The following is a 20,670-nucleotide window of genomic DNA, read 5'->3' as shown; positions in this document are numbered from 1 at the left end:
ATTATTCCTCACTAACCGCATTCATGCGATCATAGAAATTTCTGTATATATTCGTAATTCCCTGGCGTAAGAAGTAATATTCCGGTGAGCCATCATAATCACCCTTACCCTGTGCATAGTCAAATCCTACCCTATAAAGACCACATCCGCCAATCAATTGATCTATCTCATAAGGTTTTCCATTAACGGTATAAGTACTTTTATATACGTAATTTGACATACCGAGGAATCCTCCTCCAGAATTGGCATAGGATTCAAAATTTTCGGTTGCTATGGTTCTGCGGACAATTTCATCCGGAGTGATAATCCCTTGCTGTATCCAATCATCCATATCACGTAACACTCCCGTCATTCTGTAATCTGCCATTCCACCATAAGCCTGCAAAACAAAATAGTCTACATAATATGAAAGCCATTCTTTATCCATACCGGTTCGGATTCCGACCTCACCGTCAATTAAGAAAAGGAGACGTTTCTCTGGCATAGGACGGTCTCCACGATCGCGATTAGGATCCATAGCACCATGTCCAAACCAATAAGAGAGTTCCTCTACAAAGATGGTTCTCTGTACTTTATTTGACCAAAGCGGACCTACTCCCATTCCACCACCCGGTTCATAGTCCCAATCATAGCCATCATAGCCACATTCGAGACAAGCTCTGTAAAGATCTTCGGCATAGGCTTTAATTGCAGGTCTTACTTTTTCCGGATCACTGCTAGTTCCGGCTTCGTGATAAATTTCTTTATCCGGAAGGTCATCGCCAATGTTTTGAGAAAATAAAGTAACGACCACCTTTGTACCTTTCACTTTTTGCACATATTCCATATCAGCCTTTCGTTCCGGAGTCAATTCAAATTTCGGATGTCCCCCCCAGTTGGAAGCAATGGTTACGGAATCAGGCAAACCTCTCAAGCTATTTTCACCGGTAGGAGAAGTTCCCGTCCAATTGTCGAACCATACAAACACTTGTGGAAGGCCCGGTGTCTCTTTCCATTTACGCAAAGCAGCAAAATATTCATCAGTCTTGACGGTTTGATTCAAATCAACATCATTAATAGATTCCACATCCGTACATCCAACGAAGAATGTTGCGGCAAATGCAAATCCTAATGCATTCTTTATATGCTTTATATTCATATTCTATATTTTATCAGGTTAAAAATTAGTTCTTTTTTGCCCACCACAAATCCGTAGCTCCAGTGTCCGGACCACCTAACATCGTTGCAATAGCTGCCGATACATTAGCAGAATTACTGGATTTTTCTGTTGTAGGATATGGCAAACGGCGAACCATACGTTTACTATCAATGTCACCTATATAGCCAACAGAGCTTAGATTGTCACGTGCAGTGAACAGCTCAGGATAGCCGGTACGACGATAATCACACCAAGCTTCAATTCCCAATGGATAGTTGGCAATCCATTTTTGAGTAATAATCTTCTGGAGCTTATTACTTCCGTTTTCCCACGCAACAGTAGGTACATCAGTAAATGAAATATTGTTTTGAGAATTCCATCGATCTGTATACCCTTGAGGAACAACTGTGCTTGAAAGGTAATCACCAATCTCTACACCATGTTGATTCATTGAAACCTGAATGCCCTGTTCATAGTAATTCTTAGCCGCTGCTGCTCCACCTGCAATCCATCCCTGTAAAGCTGCTTCCGCTTTCAAGAAATATGTTTCTGCCGCATAGAAAACCGGCATAGGAGAAGCTTCTGTAACAGCTGGTTTGGAATACCTTGCGGCACTACCTTCAACACTTTTACTTGTATCTTTAATGCCCATACGTACACCACGATACTCTCTATATGAAGTCGAGGTATTCATATATTTGCTAATACGCGGATCATTATATCCATTCATGTATGCGGAAAGTGTCGCATTGATAGCTAAGTCACCCCAATCAGAAGCGATCCAGAACGGATTATATGGCATAGAGGGGAAAAAGGCATTATCCTCATTAGATTCTATTACTCCCCCGTTAATCGCTTCCGCCATCATTTGTTTAGCATATTCCGTATCTTCAGTATTAGAGGCAATACGCACAGCCATGCGAAGTTTCAAAGAATTAGCATATTTGATCCATTTGCTAAAATCACCATTATATATGATATCATATTCGGCAACAGGCACTTCTTTTCCTTCATTTTCTTGAACAAAAGCCGAAAGCACATTAATACTACGTGTCAAATCATCAAACATATTATGATAGAGTGTTTTCAAATCATCGTATGCCACCTGAAATTCTCCTTTTCCCATTTCAGAATAAGGAATAGGACCATAAATATCGGCAACACGAAGCATAACGCCTACCCGAAGAATAGATGCCCACGCATAAATATACCCGGTACCCCCGGTAGATTCTTTTATTGTCTGGAAATTTGGATAAAATTCCGTAAACATATCTTTGTAAGGAACATCTACCCAGTCGGCACTAGGATTGAATGTTCCGAAATTAGTGCCATTCCAAGGAGCAGTTGTCGCGAAATACCCGCCATACTGTCCCACCATTTGTTCGGTGTGCTGACTGTTATTTTCCTGGCAGGCATTCAATAAACGAGTCATAGACACAAACAACGTACCTACCCGCTCTGTCGGAGTCATATCCTCTGGATACACGTCCGTTGGATGTGTATTTAATTCATCAAAGTTTCCCGTACACGAAGCGAATAGCAGAGTAGTAGTAAAAGCTGCCACGCTTACAGTCTTGATTATCTTGATTTTTTTCATTATTCGTTGCTTTATTAGAATTGTACTTTTATACTAAATCCCATGTTTCTTAAGCTAGGCTGCATGAAATAATCCACACCAGTATAGAAAGTGCTGGTAGATGACGCAACCAATTCAGGATCGAACGGTGCCTTGCAATATATCATAGCGAGGTTGTTTCCAATTAAACCTAATGTCACATCAGCAATGTTATATAACCATTTTTTAGGAAGTGTATATTCAAGACTAACCTCCTGCAAACGGATATTGGTTGCTTCGTACACATAATGGTCACCTTCACCAGTACCAGCCGCTACTATACCCAAATAATCTTTAGCAGACACATTTCTGTTGTTGATCATTACACCTCCAGCCTGACGAAGTTGCGCGCTATATTCGGAAACGCCACAACGGTCAAGAAACGCTTGTGTATTAGACACAACCAAACCACCAAAACGTCCACTTAACAATACATTCAGACGTATACCTTTATAAGTAAATGAATTTCTCCATCCTAAATTAACTTTTGGAAGCAATGAACCAATTTTCCGATATTCAGTCTCCACCATACTCGGCAAACCAGTCTTGGCATCCAAATAAATATAACCATTATTATCGCGTTTGAAGTCACGGTTGATATACAAGTCTCCCATAGAACCACCCTCTGTCAGACGTACTACCGGTGAAGTTGATCCTCCTAATCTAGCTTTGTCTACATAAGGCATTTCAATCGGTTCACCTGTTATTCTGTTAGTTACACCATCTGCCAGCCTTTTGATTTTATTTTTATTATAAGTAAAAGTAAAATTACTGGACCAACCAAAATCACGCCATTCATTTTTGTATCCCAAAGCCATCTCTATACCCTGATTCTGTACACTACCTGCCTGGATGTTGACAGCTGTATAACCAGAACTTGCCGGAAGAGGTGCAGCAAACGTTTGGTTACGCGTATCAGAGTTGTAATAGGTAATATCAAAATTCAATGTATTTTTGAAGAAACGCATATTCAATCCCGCCTCATAAGATTTGGTAATTTCAGGTTTCAAATCAGAGTTCGGATACAGGGATTCTGCTTTGTATTGATCTAGTTGGTCGTCATACGTATAACGCACCTTTGTTAAATATGGATCATAGGCATTACCCACAGAAGTGAAAGAGAAACGCGCTTTCAAGAATGAAAACCATTCGGGCAAATCAATAACTTCACTCAAAATACTTGAAATACCAATAGAAGGATAGAAGAATGGTTTATTTCCTCTTTCTGAAAGAGCTAGAGAAGAATCCCAGTCAGCACGTCCGGTAAGACTTAAGTAGAGAAAACTTCTCCATCCAATTTCCGCATTGGCAAAAACTGATTGAGTCTGACGCTTTAAACCATCAGCATTTACTTTATAATAACCGCTGCGTGTCAGATTTTCGATAGTAAAATGGTTAGTCACATTATTCAAGTCTCCATGTAAAGAAGTCAATTCCATACGGAGATCTTTAATAGAAGCACCCAAATTGGCTGTTACATTAAACTCATTGAATGTTTTGTTGAAATTCGCCAATACATCCGCATAAACTTGTCTGTCCAGACGGTTTTCTTCTTTATATCGCCCTTTCGAACCAGCAAAGTTACCAACTGTACCAGCGTGGAATTTTTCTGTATATTTACTTTCGGTATTATCAATGCTCACACGTCCTTGCACATTTAACCCATCAATGATGTTATATTGTAGGCTGGCAGCCAACTTATAACGTCTTCTATCATTCTCACGGTTCATGCGATTCATAATCCAATAAGGATTCTGAGATGAAACACCTCCTAAATCACCATATGGCCAATACTGTGTATTTACCCCCGATAAATCATCATAACGTTCATATACAGTTACATCAGAAAAGTCTTCACCACGTGGAAACAAATACAAAGAAGTAAGCGGGTTGAAATACTGTCCTTGAGATACCATATTCTTATCGTTTTGAATAATATAGTTGGCACTTGTATCCAAAATAAACTTATTATTCAGAAAATTGGTAGTATTACGAAATGAGAAATTATATCTATCGTAGTCATTATTAGGCATAATGCCTGCTGCATTAGTTGTAGCTACAGAGATATAACTTTGACTCTTATCATTGCCAGTGGAAAGAGAAAGTGTATTAGATACATTACTTCCTGTGTTAAAGAACTTTGCAGGATCGTATCTCTTATCCGTTTCCAATCCCCAGCTCATCACTTCCCCCGTCATATTACCATAAGTATTCTGAAACTTTGGCATCATCATAGGATCGCTGAATGTAGTATTATTACTATAAGTCACAGTTGTCTTGTCAGCACGCCCTTTCTTAGTAGTAATTAAAACAACTCCATTAGCCCCTTCATATCCATATAACGCAGCTGCAGAAGGTCCTGTCAGCAATGACATACTTTCAATATCATCCGGATTAATGTCAGCAATTGATTCACTGCCCGGTTGCGTTGCCATCGCTCCATCACCACCAGAAGAAGCGCGATTGTACATTGGAATACCATCAATCACATAGAGTGCATTATTGTTTTGCGTGATAGATTTAGCGCCTCGCATTACCACCTTTACACCACCACCAGGACCTGAAGCACTAGAATTAATCTGCACTCCCGCTGCCTTACCAGCCAGTGCTCCCATAAAGTTTGTACTTTTTACAGTTGTAAGTTCATCCCCTTTCACCTGTTGTACATTATACGTCAAAGCTTTCTCCGAGCGCTTGATACCCAATGCAGTAACAACAACTTCATCCAATACTTGCGTATCTTCTCCTAAAGTTACTTTCAGAGGTTGAGCATTGGCAAGCGTGATTGCTTGGGAGGCATAACCGATATAGGATACTTCAAGCACATCACCTTTGGCAGCCTGTATTTTGAAATTTCCATCCATATCAGTGATAGTACCATTTGAAGTTCCTTTTACCAGAATACTAACTCCGATCAATGGTTCTCCTTTTGAATCGGTAACAGTACCACTCGCCATAATTGGAGTTTTTTTCTGCTGATCTTCTTTATTACTCTTTGCAGAAAGTACAATATGATTATCTACTATTGAAAAACTGACATTAACTCCTCTGAACAACTGATTCATTACATTATTCAGAGATTCTTTTGTTACCTTGATGGATACGATGCGATTTATATCAACATCATTTGTGTTATAGACTACTGACATTGAGGTTTGTCTCTCAACTTCTTTCAAAGCAGTATTTAAGGGTACTTTTGATAGATTAAGAGTGATCGTTCGTTCTTGCCCATAAGCTGAAGCAAAACACGAAGCCAACAAAAGGAAGAATAACAAGTATGAGAACTTGTGTTTTATAATTTCTTTCATCTTATTCTTTTTAATTAGAAATAGTTTTTAGAGAGTTTAATTAGGAACGGTAACTAAAATTACCGTTTTCACACAAAGGTTTCATGTATCTCTGTTTCTCATAATTAATAAATTTAAAGGTTACACTTAAAATAAATTCCATAAGCGCTTATTCAATAGTAATACATTCTATGTTGTAACCTTACTAAACGAAGATAAGATTTTTTTTGAAAAAAAATAATAGAAGCAAATTCCTAATTGAAAAATAAATACTCAAATATTTGATAAATAGAATCTTATACACTTATTGAAATCAGGCTGATTTATTATATTTGCATACATTTTGCATACAAATCATGTATATTTCAGTTAATGTATAGATATAAACATTCATTTTTATGTTCAAATATTCAAGAGATGGAGTCTCTGTATTAACCATATTAGATACCAGAAGAGTGAAAAAGAGCGGGTTGTTTCCTATTAAAGTTCAAGTGGTATTCAGAAGAAAACAAAAGTATTACTCAACAGGAAAGGAACTTTCAAAAGAAGATTGGAACAGACTGCTAAAAGCGAAAAGCAGGTTATTGACAGAGATACGAAGTGATATAGAAAGTAGTTTTTCTAATGTAAAACGGCACATTAATGAACTAATACAAAAGGGTGAATTTAATATTGAGACTTTAAGTATTAGGTTAGGAAGACAAATGAAAGATATGAACCTGCATAGTGCTTTTAATCTGAAAATGAAAGAACTAAAAGACAATGAGCAGGCAAGTACTTATCTAAGTTATCAGAGTGCACTAAAAAGTTTAGAGAGTTTTGGCGGAACATATATTCCTTTAGAAAGAATTACAGTAGATTGGCTCAAACGATGTGAGCGTTTCTGGCTTTCAAAAGGAAAGAGCTATTCAAGCATTAGTATTTATTTCAGAGCTTTAAAGTGCATACTAAATCGTGCTATACAAGATGGCATATTAAAAGAATCATCATTTCCTTTTGGAAAAAATAAATATGAGATTCCTGAAGGCTGTGGACGTAAATTAGCACTCACTCTTGCTGATATAAAAAAAGTAATGTCCTATCAAGATGGAACAAAAGATATAGAAGAGTTTCGAGATCTATGGGTATTTTCTTATTTATGCAATGGTATCAATTTCATGGATTTACTATTTCTTCAGTATTCAAATATTGTAGATGGAGAGATATGCTTTGTACGTTCTAAAACTTCGAGGACAGCTAAACATAGTAAAGAAATACATGCAATAATAACTCCGGAAATGTGGAATATCATTCATAAATGGGGGAATCCTAGAATTAATCCACAAACATATATCTTTAAATACGCTGACGGAACAGAAAATGCGTTTGAAAGAGTTAGGCTAGTGAGGCGTATTGTTACTAAATGCAATAGAAGACTCAAAAAGATAGCTCAAAATACAGGGATTTCTCAATTAACAACCTACACCGCTAGGCATTCATTTGCAACAGTTCTAAAACGTGCAGGTGCTAAGACTTCTTATATTTCAGAAAGTTTGGGGCACTCCAATTTAGCTGTCACAGAGAACTATCTAGCCTATTTTGAGAAAGAAGAAAGAATAAGAAATGCTCAATTGCTTACCGACTTTAATATTTAAATTAGAATAGTGCATGCAAATTGTATGTACATTCTTTATTTTCTCTAGTTTTTCAATACAACAATTTGTGAAAAAACAGAAGAGATAAATGGACTTTTCATATTCATTTTTAATTACAGAAAAATCATGTTATATATCAATTAGACAGTTTTACGTCAAATTTTATAAATAAGCCATTTGCATGATGATAATGTTTATAAAGTCTATAAGTATCTGTTCTACATTTTACTTACTTGAAGCATAGCTTTAGGGAACGAAAAGCTATGCTTTAGGTAGGCTAAAGCTATGCTTTGGAGAATTGGTAAAACAATATTTGATTTTCCTACATATATGTTTTTTTTCTATCCCCTTTCACCTTTTTTATGAACACCCAGTGACTAGGCCGTTTATGGGTGAAGGAGGACTCTTCATCGTTACATTCATATCGAAAGAATGTTGTAACAGCACTTTCTAAAATCATTGCGTTAATTGTAAAAAACACTGTGATGTTTTTTACAATCATCCCAATGTTAAAAAAAACATCCCAATAAAAAATAATCTATGAGCAAATTTCATTTCCAAGTAAGGTGAAAGAATCGCCCTTCACCCATAAACGTCCTGTTTATCGGGAGTCCGGAAGAAAGGTGAAAGATAATAAATATTATTGGTGGTGGTGAATTGTAGAGACAAGACACTGCAATCATATGCATAATGCTGTTTAATTTTGAACAATTACTTATTGATAAATAATAAAGGTGTTATATATTTTATTCCCTAATCATAATAATGCACAGTTTCTCCCAAACAATCACGCTTGCCAATGCTCAACCTCTGAAAATCTCAATGGGTGAAGATACAAAAGTGCTGGACGAAGTAGTTGTTACAGCATTAGGTATCAAGCGTGAACAAAAGGCATTGAGTTACAACGTGCAACAGGTGAAGGGGGATGAGTTGACTACAATCAAGGATGCCAACTTCATGAATTCCTTGGCAGGAAAGGTAGCCGGTGTACAAATCAACTCCTCTGCAGCAGGTGCCGGTGGAGCCGTTCGCGTAATTATGCGTGGAACAAAATCGTTGGTGAAAGACGATAATGCCCTTTACGTAATAGACGGTGTCCCGATGTTTAATGTAAATTCTGGCGCAGAAAGTGGTGGTACGATGACAACTCCTCCGGGAACAAACAGTGTGGCGGATATTAATCCGGAAGATATAGAAAGCATGAGTCTTCTGACAGGTCCTTCTGCAGCAGCACTTTATGGTTCGAGCGCAGCGAATGGAGTTGTATTGATTACTACAAAGAAAGGAGTGACAGGAAAAGTAAAAGTAACTTATAGCAACAGCACTACTTTTTCTACTCCTACTTTCCTGCCTAAGTTTCAGAATACTTACGGTAACACTTCTGGTGACAGCCAAAGTTGGGGAAAGAAACTGGAAACACCCACTTCTTACGACCCTGCTGATTTCTTCAACACTGGAGTCAATGAGATTAACTCTTTTACCTTTACAACCGGCACGGAAAATAATCAAACATACGCTTCTGCTGCCACAACTAATTCTACGGGTATTCTCCCGAATAACTCCTACAATCGCTATAATTTCTCTATTCGCAACACGGCGAAATTCTGGAGAAACAAGCTGACTCTTGATGTAGGTGCACAATACATTATCCAGAATAATAAGAATATGGTAGGAAACGGAGAATATTATAATCCGCTACCCTCTCTCTATTTATTCCCCAGAGGAGAGAATTTTGAAGAGATACAGATGTATGAACGGTATGACGAAGCACGTAATATCATGGTTCAATACTGGCCGGACAATATCTTCGGAACTTCACTGAATATGCAAAATCCATACTGGATTATGAACAGGATGAATAATACGTCGAACAAGAGACGCTACATATTCAATACCAGTTTGAAATGGGACATCACTAGCTGGATTAATATCATCGGCCGTGTGAAGGTGGATAATCAGGACATGGATGTTTACAGAAAACTTTATGCAAGTACCAATGCGACTTTTACCGAAGGTAGTAGCAAAGGTTTTTACCGTCATGAGAAGCAGAACAACCGGAATATCTATGCCGATGCCATTGCGAATATTTCAAAGAACTTCCTGGAAGATAAATTGTCGCTCAATGTGAACTTGGGTACTTCGCTGAACGACACCCGCACGGATGTTCTTTACTACTCCGGAGGATTGAAAACGCTTCCGAACTTCTTCCATATCGGAAATATCGCCATACCTTCTTCCAAACGTGGAGAAACTGCCTGGCACGAACAAGTGCAAAGTGTGTTTGCCAGTGCCGAAGTGGGATGGAACCATAGCATTTATCTCACGGTAACCGGAAGAAACGACTGGGATTCACGTCTAGCAAGGACTTCAAAGACCTCTTTCTTCTATCCTTCTGTCGGATTGTCCGCCGTCATCAGTGAGATGGTGAAGATGCCGGAATTTATTTCATACGTGAAAGTACGCGGTTCGTGGGCGGAAGTAGGTTCGGCACCGGAGCGTTTCCTTACCTTGAAACAGTATTCTTATGATGATCAGAGAGATACGTATGTATATCCCAGCAGCCATTACAACACCGACTTGAAACCAGAGAATACGAAATCATGGGAAGTGGGTTTGAATACAAAGTTCCTGAAGAACAAGATTAATCTGGATTTCACCTGGTATCGTTCTAATACCTACAATCAGACTTTCTATGTGGAAGCATCCGCTTCTTCCGGTTATAAAAACAACCTTATCCAAACCGGTAACATTCAGAATGAAGGTATAGAGATGGCTTTGGGATATAGCGATACGTATAATAAAGATTGGAGATTCTCTACCAATTTCACTTATACAATGAATAAGAATAAGATTAAACGTCTGGCTAACGGGGCTCTTAATCCGGATACGGGCGAACCTATCAAGATGGATTATCTGTCTAAAGGAACATTGGGCGCGGGTGGCGGTCCCACTATCCGACTGTCCGAAGGAGGAACGATGGGCGACCTTTACACGAACCAGCGTCTTCGCCAGTCGCCAAACGGTTATATCTGGGTAGAATCGGATGAAGTGGCACTTGAAACTACTGAGTATAAGAAGATTGGCACGATTCTACCTAAATTCCATTTAGGCTGGACGGGCAGCATCGGATGGAAAGACCTGAATCTGACATTTGCCTTTACCGGTCGTTTCGGAGGATTGGTTGTATCGGATACGCAAGCTTACCTTGACAAATACGGAGTTTCGGAAGAATCGGCGAAAGCGCGCGACAGAAATGACGGAAAAGGAATACCTGTCAACAGTGGTTATGTGTCTGCCCGCAATTATTACGATCAAATATCCAATGCTATCGGTACTTATTATACTTACAGTGCGACTAATATCCGCCTGTCGGAATTGAGTTTAAGTTACAACCTGCCGAAGCAATGGTTCAACAATAGAGTCGGGATGACGGTGGGATTTACAGGCAAGAACTTGTGGATGATTTATTGCAAGGCTCCTTTCGACCCGGAGAATACAGCATCTACTTCCAATACTTTCTACCAGGGTGTAGACTACTTTATGCAACCGAATACGCGTAACTTGGGATTTAATGTCAAACTTTCATTTTAATGGACATGAAAAGATTAGGAAAATATATGATACTAAGTGTGACTGCCGCTGCATTGCTAGCCGGTTGCACGGGAAAATTTGAAGATTACAACACGAACCCCTATGGTCCCACCGACGGTGACATGAAAGGAGATAACGTGGAAACTGGTGTGCTTATTCAAAGCATGACACCGGCTATCGTGCAGGGAGGCCAGAATGATTCGCAGATGATTGACCAGATGATTGGTCTGGAATATGGCGGACATGCTGCTATGATTCAACCCTGGCAGGGAACGAACTTCCAGACTTACAATCCGGCTATCGGCTGGGTAGGTGCTCCGTTTACGACTATCATGCCTCAGATTTACACCAACTATTTTAAGATTAAAGAAAAGACCGAGGGGAAAGGTGTAGTATATTCCTGGGCTCAAATCATCAGAGTGGCTGCTTCGATAAAGGTTAGCGATTGCTATGGCCCCATTCCTTATTCCAAAGTAACGGGTAGTGAATATACGGTAGCGTATGATTCGATGGAAGAGCTGTATATAGCTATGTTCAAGGATTTGACGGCTGCTATCGAGACATTGAAAGGAGCTGTGGCAGCAAATGCAGACTTCTCTTCGTTGAAAGATTTTGATTATATCTATCAGGGAGATTTCAATAAATGGGTGAAGTATGCCAATTCATTGAAGTTGCGCATGGCCATCCGTATTGCTAACGCACCGATGACGAAAGGCGATGCAAATCTGGCGCAGAAGATGGCTGAAGAGGCTGTAAGTGATGCTACGGGTGTGATGACTACCGTAGGAGATGCAGCATATAGCACGTTCTCTGACGGAATGAATCCTTTTTACCGTGCGGAATATACCTGGAATAACGGTGGTGAATTTAGAGCAAGTGCCAATATCACTTCTTATATGGAGGGGTATAATGACCCGCGCAAAACTATCTATTTTGATAAAGATAGCAGAAGCGGCTACAGAGGTGTGCGCAATGGTATAGATATGAATCAGTCCAAGCGTGCTACTTGTCTCAACTATTCCCGGATAAGATTGCAAGAGGGGGAACCTTTGCTTGTGATGTCAGCCTCTGAGGTATGGCTTTTGAGAGCGGAAGGAGCTTTAAGAGGATGGAATATGGGTGGTCAGACAGCCCAACAGTATTATGAGCAAGGCATCCGGGTGTCTATGGAAGAGAAGAAAGCCACGTTGGGCAACTATCTAAGTTCTACTGCACATCCGGCCGATTATGCGGATTATGAACAATCCTACAAGTATAGTGCTATGTCTACTGTTTCTCCGAAGTGGGATACGGCTGCCGGATTTGAGGAGAACCTGGAACGCATCATCATTCAGAAATGGATTGCCACTTATCCGAGCGGATGGGAAACATGGGCGGATATTCGCCGGACGGGCTATCCAAAGTTCTTCCCTATCGTGGATAATAAGAGCAATAGTACGGTAAGTTCGAGCCGGGGAATGCGCAGATTACCTTTCCCAGAATCGGAGAAGAACACGAATACTGCCAATGTGGAGGCTGCCGTTGCCATGCTGGAAGGTTCGGATACTGCGGCAACCGACCTTTGGTGGGCTAAGAAAGATTAACCTTTAAATTAAAGAATGGAATATGAAAACAATAAAAAAGATGATATATGTTGCAGCAATAATCTGCTTTTTCTGCCAAGGATTCTTTTATTCAGCATGTAGTGACTGGACGGAGATGGAGGCAAAGGATTATTGGGAGGAACCACATTCGGAGCAATATTATAGAGATTTGAAAGAGTATTTTAAATCACCTCACAGGGTGATGTTCGGATGGTATGGCAACTGGATAGGAAAAGCCGGCTCCTCCATGCAGAATGCTTTGTGCGGACTGCCGGATAGTGTGGATTTCGTAAGTCTCTGGTTGTGCTGGGGAAATCTGACACCTGCACAGCAGGCTGATTTGAAAGACTTTCAGGCAAAAGGTTCAAGAGCTGTGCTCTGCTGGCGTGCGGGTGATATCGGAGATAATCTGACGCCCGGTGGAAACGCTCGTGACAATAAAGAGAAGTTTTGGGGAATTGTACCAGACGATGAAAACAGCTATCTGGAAGCCGCAAAGAAATATGCTTTGGCTATTGTGGATACTTGCAATAAATATAACATCGACGGGTTCGATTATGATATCGAAGATGATGGAACTTTGATGACTGCCATGCATCCCGAACGTGCCAATACTTTTATGAGGACACTGCGCGAAGAGTTTGATAAAACTGGTAAGATGTTATTATGTGATATCCCTGGTGGTAACGTCTGGTTGCGTTATTATGATATTTTAGCTGAGGACGTCGTAGAAAGTCTGGATTACATTGTTTGGCAAACATACGAACCTAACTACAATCCACTTGATTATTTCTTTGATGACGTGAAGCGCAGAAAGCCGGAAATATTCGATAACGTATTAAAGAAATCCATTATTACAGCTACTTTCGAGCGGGGAGGGGATAAACACTGGTTGCGTGATGTAATGGAAAGCTATCAGTATAACGGACAAGATGTCGGAGGGATAGGAGCTTATCATATTGAATATGATTATCCCGGCAATCCGGATTATCCGACAGTACGTGCTGCAATTGCCGCACAAAATGCACCTAAAAATGAAGAGAAAGGAGTAGACAATGAAAACTAAATTTATTATCGGCGTTTTTGCGCTAGGGTTATTAGCACTGGTTAATACCTCTTGCGAGAATGCGGAAAATTCCGCTATTGATAATTTGGCATACTTTACGGAAGCATCATCCAATAAATTGAAGTCTGTCACGCTGAAAAGCGAAGAATTGACTGTCGCTTTAACTGTTCGGTTGGCAAAAGCAATAGAAACTGATGTGACAGCAACGATAGATATTGATGAAGCTGTACTTAATGACTATAATGCCCGAAATGAGACTACCTATAAAATGATAGATGCATCCCAAGTGGACTTTGATAAATCTACCGTAGTTTTGGCAGGTAACATCAGTGCCAAACCTCTCAACATCCATGTGAAACCGTTTAATATGAATGGTGCTCAATATGCAATTCCTGTGAAAATTGCTTCGGTAGACGGACCGGTGGGCAAAGCGGAGGCATCTTCCCAGTTCCTCTTTATTCTCGACCAGCCATTGATACAGCCTGTTCCTAAGTTTGGATATGACAATAAGATGAAGGCAGAGCCAACCGACGAAAACTGGGGAATAGAACTTCCTAATTATACATTGGAATGGAAGTGTAAGATGGATGGGTTTAGGATAAACAACCAGGCTATTTTTAGTTTCCCTGCTTCTGAAGAATTATATATCCGTTTCGGAGACGAAGTTTACGGTAGAGGGGTTTATAATTTCTTACAGATAAAAACTATGAACTCTCAGTTCGATACAGGCGACCCGAGGGCAGGATTTGGATTGAATGCAAACGAATGGTATCATTTTGCCCTTACTTATAATGCGGAGAAAAAAACTGCTTTGATGTATAAAAACGGAGAGCAGATTGCATCTCTTACCACTGCCGGTAATGCGTTGACGATTAATGGGCTGAATATGATTTCCTCCGGTGCACCTTATTTCCAGAATAAATGTGAGCTCTGTCAGGTTCGCTTGTGGAAAACAACGCGTACGGCGACTCAACTGAAAGCTAACATGGATAAGGCTGTAGACCCCGAAAGCAAAGATTTGGTATTTTACTTGCCGATGAATGAAGGAAGCGGAAGTCTATTGCATGACATAACCGGAAACGGTCATAATGTGACAATTGGTAATACGGGTACGAAGGCTGAGGCTTATGCTTGGACAACGTATGAATTTGGTGAATAATTAACTTGGTATTTCCAAGAACCAAAGAGTAAATTGTCATCAAGTTAAAATGCGGATTAACGCAAATTATCGCAGACTTTCTATTTAAATCTGCGATAATCTGTGTTAATCTGCGTTTCAATTTGAAAGCGATAGAGCTGTTTTCATTTATATTTAATCTTGAAATAATCCAATATCGCCTTATAATAATCTTGTGCGGTAAGGCAAGTATCGAGCAAGTATTCACGGATATGATTCCATTCATGCAATCCGCGATAATAAAAGCTCTTTAGTTCGTCTGTAATAATGAAAGGAACGAAATTATTCGCCAAACATTCTTTAAATATAATCAACCGCCCGACACGTCCGTTGCCGTCCTGAAAAGGATGAATGACTTCAAATCGTTGGTGCAAGTCGATTATATCTTCAAAAGTTTTCTGTTTCTTCGCATTATATTCCTTGAGTAAGGCTTTCATCTGACGATGAACGTCTTCCGGAGAGCATGTCTCCATACCTCCCACTTCATTAGGCAGACGCTTGTAATCACCTACTGCGAACCAATCTTTACGGCTGTCCGAAGTTCCCGATTTCAGTATATTATGTAGTTCTTTAATAAGAGACTCCGTCAATTTTTCTTCGGCACGGTCAATTATGAGGTCAATACAGCGGAAGTGGTTCGTTGTTTCGATGATATCGTCCACATTTACGCTTTCATCTGTGATGCCTATGGTGTTAGTCTCGAATATATATCGGGTTTGGTCATGTGTGAGGCGACTTCCTTCTATATGGTTGGAGTTGTAGGTCAGGTCGATTTGCGTACGGTGGTAGATACTGCCTTTCAATTTCATTTCTTTTTGTTCGCGCAAGATAGCGAGCAAAGGAGAAATCTTTCTCTTAACTTTCTGATGCGAGGGAAGAGGGGAATTTTCCGGTATATTCCATGTTTTACCCGTCAAAAATGCTCCTTCAATCTTTCCGGCTGCACAATAATTGCGTGCCGTACGTTCCGAAATGCCGTACTTCTCGGCAAATTCGCTAACTGAAAAATATTTCATATTTAAAGTTTATCGGCAAGTTTAAAGTTAAATATTTGCTTCAAAGATAGTGATTTTTGCCGATATCGGCAAGAAGTGAAAGAATAAATATAGAGAAGGTTAAGTGAGTATCAAGTGAAAATGAAGTAAAAAGAGATGTCTTATTAAAAGCAAGTAAGTCATCTAATTTCAAGAACAGTTTTTTAATCGTGCACCTTTCTCCCAAGCAATCACGCTTGCCAATGCTCAACCTCTGAAAGTAACTTTAGGAGAAGATACGCAAGTATTGGATGAAGTTGTTGTTACTGCATTGGGTATCAAGCGTGCAACAAAGGCATTAAGTTATAATGTACAGGAAGTAAAAGGTGATGAATTGACAGCTGTAAAAGATGCCAATTTTATGAATTCACTATCAGGAAAGGTTGCCGGTGTTCAGATTAATAGTGGTGCAACCGGTGCTGGTGGTGCCACACGTGTTGTTATGCGTGGAATGAAATCTCTGACTAAAGATAACAATGCATTGTACGTGATTGACGGTGTACCTATTTTTAATACAGGGAAAAGCGGTGGTGAAGGGTTATTCGGAGACATGGGAGGATCAGATGCCGTTGCTGACTTAAACCCGGATGATATTGCTAGTATCAGTATGATGACCGGTCCTTCAGCGGCAGCATTATATGGTTCTGCTGCGGCAAACGGTGTTGTTTTAATTACTACTAAAAAAGGCCAAACAGAGAAAACTACCATAACAGTATCCAACAGTACTACCTTTTCTAAAGCATATATTATGCCGGATATGCAGAACCGTTATGGCACAAGTTCCGGATTATTCAGCTGGGGAGAATTGACAAACCGTCGATATAACCCATCTGACTTTTTTGAAACAGGATCCAATGTTATCAATTCGGTAGCATTATCTACAGGAAATACCAAAAACCAAACCTATCTTTCTGCTTCTACAACTAACTCTGGTGGTATTCTTCCGAACAACTCCTATAACCGTTATAATTTTACGGCACGTAATACCACCCATTTTCTAAATGATAAGCTTACTCTGGATATCGGTGCACAATATATCGTTCAGAACAACAAAAACATGGTTTCTCAAGGACAGTATTATAACCCTCTCCCATCACTGTATCTATTCCCTCGTGGAGACAACTTTGACGAAATTCGTTTGTATGAACGTTATAATACTAACTACGGCTATATGGAGCAATATTGGCCTTATGGTGATGCAAGTTTGTCATTACAAAATCCATATTGGATACAAAATCGTATCAACCGTACTTCCAACAAGAAACGTTATATGATGAATGCTTCTTTGAAATGGCAGGCTACAGATTGGCTCAATGTTGTCGGTCGTGTCAATCTGGACAACTCCGACTACCGGAATAAAAACGAAAAATCAGCTTCTACATTAACAACATTCTGTGGTGTAAGCGGTGGTTTTGAAGATGCTATGCGTCAGGAACGTTCTTTATATGCCGATTTCCTGGCCAATATAGATAAAACATTCGGTGATTTTCATTTAACAGCCAATGTTGGTGCTTCCATATATCATACTTCAATGGATCAGTTATATATTGCAGGCGACCTGGTTATTCCCAACTTCTTCCAGATCAACAATATTAATTTCTCCGCCAACTATAAACCGGACCCTACCGGATATGAAGATGAAATTCAAAGTATTTTTGCCAGTGCTGAATTAAGTTGGAAAAATCAACTGTATTTAACTGTAACCGGACGTAATGACTGGGATTCAAAACTTGCATTCTCCAAACAGAAATCTTTCTTTTATCCGTCAGTCGGTTTATCGGCTTTATTATCAGAAATGGTTAAACTACCAGAGGTGATTTCTTATGCTAAAATACGCGGTTCGTATACAGTGGTAGCCTCTTCCTTTGATCGTTTCCTTACTAATCCGGGTTACGAATACAACAGCCAGACACATAACTGGGCGAATCCGACCGTATATCCGATGGACAATATGAAACCTGAAAAGACTAAATCCTGGGAAATCGGTTTGAACTTGAAATTCTGGGGAAATCGGTTTAATTTAGACGCTACTTACTATCGTTCTAACACATTAAACCAAACATTTAAGGTGGATATCCCCTCTTCTTCCGGATATAAACAAGCGATTGTACAGGCCGGTAACGTGCAAAATCAGGGTATTGAATTAGCTTTAGGATTCAGTGATAAATGGGCAGGATTCGGATGGTCTTCTAATGCTACCTTCACTTTAAACCGTAACAAGGTGAAACGACTGGCAAGCGGCAGCGTGAATCCTGTGACAGGAGAAGCTATCCAAATGGATGAAATGAATGTGGGTTGGTTAGGTAAAGAGAATGTAGCTCCCCGCGTCATCCTGACAGAAGGAGGTTCCATGACCGATATCTATGTATACAACCAACTGACAAAAGACAATAACGGTAATATAAAAGTCGATCAGAATGGTAATCTGGGTATCACTTCATCAAACACTCCGGTAAAAGTCGGTAATCTGGATGCTGATTTCAACCTCGGATGGACCAATCATTTCAATTACAAAGGAATCGACTTGGGAATTGTATTATCAGCCCGTGTAGGCGGATTAGCTTATTCGGCTACTCAAGGTATTTTAGATTATTATGGAGTGTCGGAATCATCTGCAACAGCTCGTGATAATGGTGGTATTCCTATTAATAACGGTAAAGTTGATGCCCAAAAGTATTACCAAGCTATCGGTACGGGTGAAGGTGGCTATGGCCGTTATTATCTATATAGTGCAACCAATGTACGTTTGCAGGAATTGAGCTTAAATTATACACTTCCTAAAAGATGGTTTAAAAATGTGGCGAATATTACTTTAGGTGTTGTAGGACGTAATTTATGGATGATCTACTGTAAAGCTCCATTCGACCCGGAATTGTCTGCCTCTACCTCCAGTAACTATTATATGAATGTAGACTACTTTATGCAACCCAGCTTGCGTAACTTCGGTTTTAATGTGAAAGTTCAATTCTAAAAGAAAAAGCTAATGTTATGAGAAAATATTTAAGAAATATCACAGTCGGTGCCGCTCTATTGTTACTGGCAGGAAGTTGTACCGATAAATTTGAGGAGTATAATACGAATCAATATCAAATTCATGATGCAGACCCTGCTACTTTGATGAAGTCTATGATTGAAACAATTGTGAATATTCAGCAGAATGACTCTCAAATGCAGGATCAGATGGTGGGACAGTTAGGTGGCTATTTATGCTGTTCTAACACATGGAGTGGTACAAACTTCAGTACATTCAATCAGAGCGACGCCTGGAATGCCACCCCTTGGAACACTCCGTTTGAAAAAATATACGGAAACTTTTTCCAGATACAGGAAGCAACTAATTCTACCGGACATTATTATGCTTTCGCCTGCATGATACGTGCCATAACGATGCTTCGCGTTGCAGATTGTTATGGACCGATGCCTTACAGCCAAGTAAAGAAGGGGAATTTCTATGTATCTTATGATACCCAGGAACAGGTCTATACTAATATATTAAGTGATTTAGCCAATGCAGCTGATGTTTTGTACAACTATCATGTAGAAACAAATGGTAATGCCCCATTGGGAGCCAATGATCCGGTTTTCGATGGAAATTATTCAGGCTGGGCTAAGCTAGCCAATTCAATGCGTTTACGTGTTGCAATGCGAATCAGCGGAACATGGCCAAGCATTGCTCAAGAGGCAGCTGAAGCAGCAGTAACACATAAGGCAGGATTGATTGAAAGTAACTCGGATAATGCTATGCTTTCTTGTGGCACACAAAGTAATCCATATCAACTGGCAGCTGTAAGTTGGGGTGATCTGCGTGTGAATGCAAATATTGTAGACTATATGAATGCATATGACGATCCACGTATGCCGAAGTTCTTTAATAAGTCTACCCTTACCGGAAAAACAGATGAATATGTAGGTATGCGTACTGGAGATGCTGATTTTAAAAAGGCAGACGCAGCGGGATTCTCTATTCCTGCATATACGGCAACTTCTAAATTAATGGTTTTCTGTGCTGCAGAAACGGCTTTTTTACGTGCAGAAGGAAAATTGCGTGGTTGGAATGTCGGTTCTAAAACAGCAAAAGCCTATTATGAAGATGGCATTAATTTGTCAATGGAACAGTATCAGGTTTCAGCCACTGAATACTTGAAGATTGACGAGGCTCCTGTCGTATCACATGAAAGTGATGCTGTGCAAAATGCTACTGCTACAATTACCAATACAGTGAGTGTGATGTGGGATGACAACGAGGCTGATAACGTAAATGGAAAGAATTTCCAACGTGTCATTACTCAAAAATGGATCGCCAATTATCCATTAGGATTGGAAGCATGGGCTGAATATCGCCGTACAGGTTATCCGGAACTTTATCCTTGCATTGACAATCTATCTGATTGTGGTGTGAGCAGCCAACGCGGTATGCGTCGTCTAAGCTTCCCTTATACAGAGGCACAAAACAATAAAGCCAATTATGATCAGGGAGTAGCAGAACTTGACGGTGCTGATAATGAAGCTACTGACTTGAAGTGGGCTAAGAAGAACTAATTTATA

At 39.8% G+C, this 20,670-nt stretch carries 11 protein-coding genes; 7 read left to right on the top strand and 4 right to left on the bottom strand.

Annotation, left to right across the window (positions count from 1 at the left end; translation table 11 throughout):
- Window position 1 precedes the first annotated feature (1 nt).
- From NXV01_RS16315 to NXV01_RS16305, 3 genes are read right to left on the bottom strand one after another with little or no spacing between them, the layout of a single operon-like run.
- A complete protein-coding gene (locus tag NXV01_RS16315; RefSeq protein WP_148366788.1) occupies window positions 2-1,138 on the bottom strand; it encodes a glycoside hydrolase family 18 in 1,137 nt (378 codons plus the stop codon).
- A gap of 25 nt (window positions 1,139-1,163) precedes the next feature.
- Window positions 1,164-2,735, bottom strand: a complete 1,572-nt coding sequence (locus NXV01_RS16310; RefSeq protein ID WP_259022888.1) for a SusD/RagB family nutrient-binding outer membrane lipoprotein — start codon at window positions 2,733-2,735, stop codon at window positions 1,164-1,166.
- A gap of 14 nt (window positions 2,736-2,749) precedes the next feature.
- The gene (locus tag NXV01_RS16305; RefSeq protein WP_217724532.1) at window positions 2,750-6,061 is read right to left on the bottom strand and encodes a TonB-dependent receptor; all 3,312 of its coding nucleotides are present in this window, start codon (window positions 6,059-6,061) and stop codon (window positions 2,750-2,752) included.
- Between the two features lie 377 nt (window positions 6,062-6,438).
- On the opposite strand from NXV01_RS16305, the gene NXV01_RS16300 reads away from it, so the two are divergent.
- From NXV01_RS16300 to NXV01_RS16280, 5 genes are all read left to right on the top strand, one after another.
- A complete protein-coding gene (locus NXV01_RS16300) occupies window positions 6,439-7,674 on the top strand; it encodes a site-specific integrase (protein WP_148366791.1) in 1,236 nt (411 codons plus the stop codon).
- Between the two features lie 822 nt (window positions 7,675-8,496).
- Entirely contained in the window at window positions 8,497-11,265 is a 2,769-nt protein-coding gene (locus tag NXV01_RS16295; protein WP_254883915.1) for a SusC/RagA family TonB-linked outer membrane protein, read from the top strand.
- Window positions 11,266-11,270: 5 nt separating this feature from the next.
- Window positions 11,271-12,848, top strand: coding sequence for a SusD/RagB family nutrient-binding outer membrane lipoprotein (locus tag NXV01_RS16290; protein ID WP_259022887.1), 1,578 nt, complete (start codon window positions 11,271-11,273; stop codon window positions 12,846-12,848).
- A gap of 22 nt (window positions 12,849-12,870) precedes the next feature.
- A complete protein-coding gene (locus NXV01_RS16285) occupies window positions 12,871-13,914 on the top strand; it encodes a glycoside hydrolase family 18 (RefSeq protein ID WP_217722557.1) in 1,044 nt (347 codons plus the stop codon).
- Complete coding sequence (locus tag NXV01_RS16280) at window positions 13,904-15,073, top strand: BT_3987 domain-containing protein (protein ID WP_217722559.1); 1,170 nt, start codon at window positions 13,904-13,906, stop codon at window positions 15,071-15,073. The genes NXV01_RS16285 and NXV01_RS16280 overlap by 11 nt, the downstream gene beginning before the upstream one ends.
- Window positions 15,074-15,216: 143 nt before the next feature.
- On the opposite strand, the gene NXV01_RS16275 is transcribed toward NXV01_RS16280, so the two are convergent.
- Complete coding sequence (locus tag NXV01_RS16275) at window positions 15,217-16,107, bottom strand: DNA-binding protein (RefSeq protein WP_217722561.1); 891 nt, start codon at window positions 16,105-16,107, stop codon at window positions 15,217-15,219.
- Window positions 16,108-16,315: 208 nt separating this feature from the next.
- On the opposite strand from NXV01_RS16275, the gene NXV01_RS16270 reads away from it, so the two are divergent.
- Both NXV01_RS16270 and NXV01_RS16265 read left to right on the top strand, forming a co-directional pair.
- Window positions 16,316-19,096 carry a SusC/RagA family TonB-linked outer membrane protein gene (locus tag NXV01_RS16270; RefSeq protein ID WP_217724619.1) on the top strand — a complete coding sequence of 927 codons (2,781 nt, stop codon included), beginning with the start codon at window positions 16,316-16,318 and terminating at the stop codon, window positions 19,094-19,096.
- Window positions 19,097-19,113: 17 nt separating this feature from the next.
- Entirely contained in the window at window positions 19,114-20,664 is a 1,551-nt protein-coding gene (locus tag NXV01_RS16265; RefSeq protein ID WP_259022886.1) for a SusD/RagB family nutrient-binding outer membrane lipoprotein, read from the top strand.
- Window positions 20,665-20,670: the final 6 nt, after the last annotated feature.

This window comes from Bacteroides sp. BFG-606, from assembly GCF_024788145.1.
Classification (GTDB): domain Bacteria; phylum Bacteroidota; class Bacteroidia; order Bacteroidales; family Bacteroidaceae; genus Bacteroides; species Bacteroides vicugnae.
The sequence above is the reverse complement of the archived record's forward strand: the minus strand, read 5'-3'. Positions and strand labels throughout refer to the sequence as shown.

Excerpts from the sequence above, each read along its gene's own strand:
- NXV01_RS16315 (WP_148366788.1), bottom strand. The coding sequence starts at position 1,138 with ATGAATATAAAGCATATAAAGAATGCATTAGGATTTGCATTTGCCGCA.
- NXV01_RS16310 (WP_259022888.1), bottom strand. The coding sequence starts at position 2,735 with ATGAAAAAAATCAAGATAATCAAGACTGTAAGCGTGGCAGCTTTTACT.
- NXV01_RS16305 (WP_217724532.1), bottom strand. The coding sequence starts at position 6,061 with ATGAAAGAAATTATAAAACACAAGTTCTCATACTTGTTATTCTTCCTT.
- NXV01_RS16300 (WP_148366791.1), top strand. The coding sequence starts at position 6,439 with ATGTTCAAATATTCAAGAGATGGAGTCTCTGTATTAACCATATTAGAT.
- NXV01_RS16295 (WP_254883915.1), top strand. The coding sequence starts at position 8,497 with ATGGGTGAAGATACAAAAGTGCTGGACGAAGTAGTTGTTACAGCATTA.
- NXV01_RS16290 (WP_259022887.1), top strand. The coding sequence starts at position 11,271 with ATGAAAAGATTAGGAAAATATATGATACTAAGTGTGACTGCCGCTGCA.
- NXV01_RS16285 (WP_217722557.1), top strand. The coding sequence starts at position 12,871 with ATGAAAACAATAAAAAAGATGATATATGTTGCAGCAATAATCTGCTTT.
- NXV01_RS16280 (WP_217722559.1), top strand. The coding sequence starts at position 13,904 with ATGAAAACTAAATTTATTATCGGCGTTTTTGCGCTAGGGTTATTAGCA.
- NXV01_RS16275 (WP_217722561.1), bottom strand. The coding sequence starts at position 16,107 with ATGAAATATTTTTCAGTTAGCGAATTTGCCGAGAAGTACGGCATTTCG.
- NXV01_RS16265 (WP_259022886.1), top strand. The coding sequence starts at position 19,114 with ATGAGAAAATATTTAAGAAATATCACAGTCGGTGCCGCTCTATTGTTA.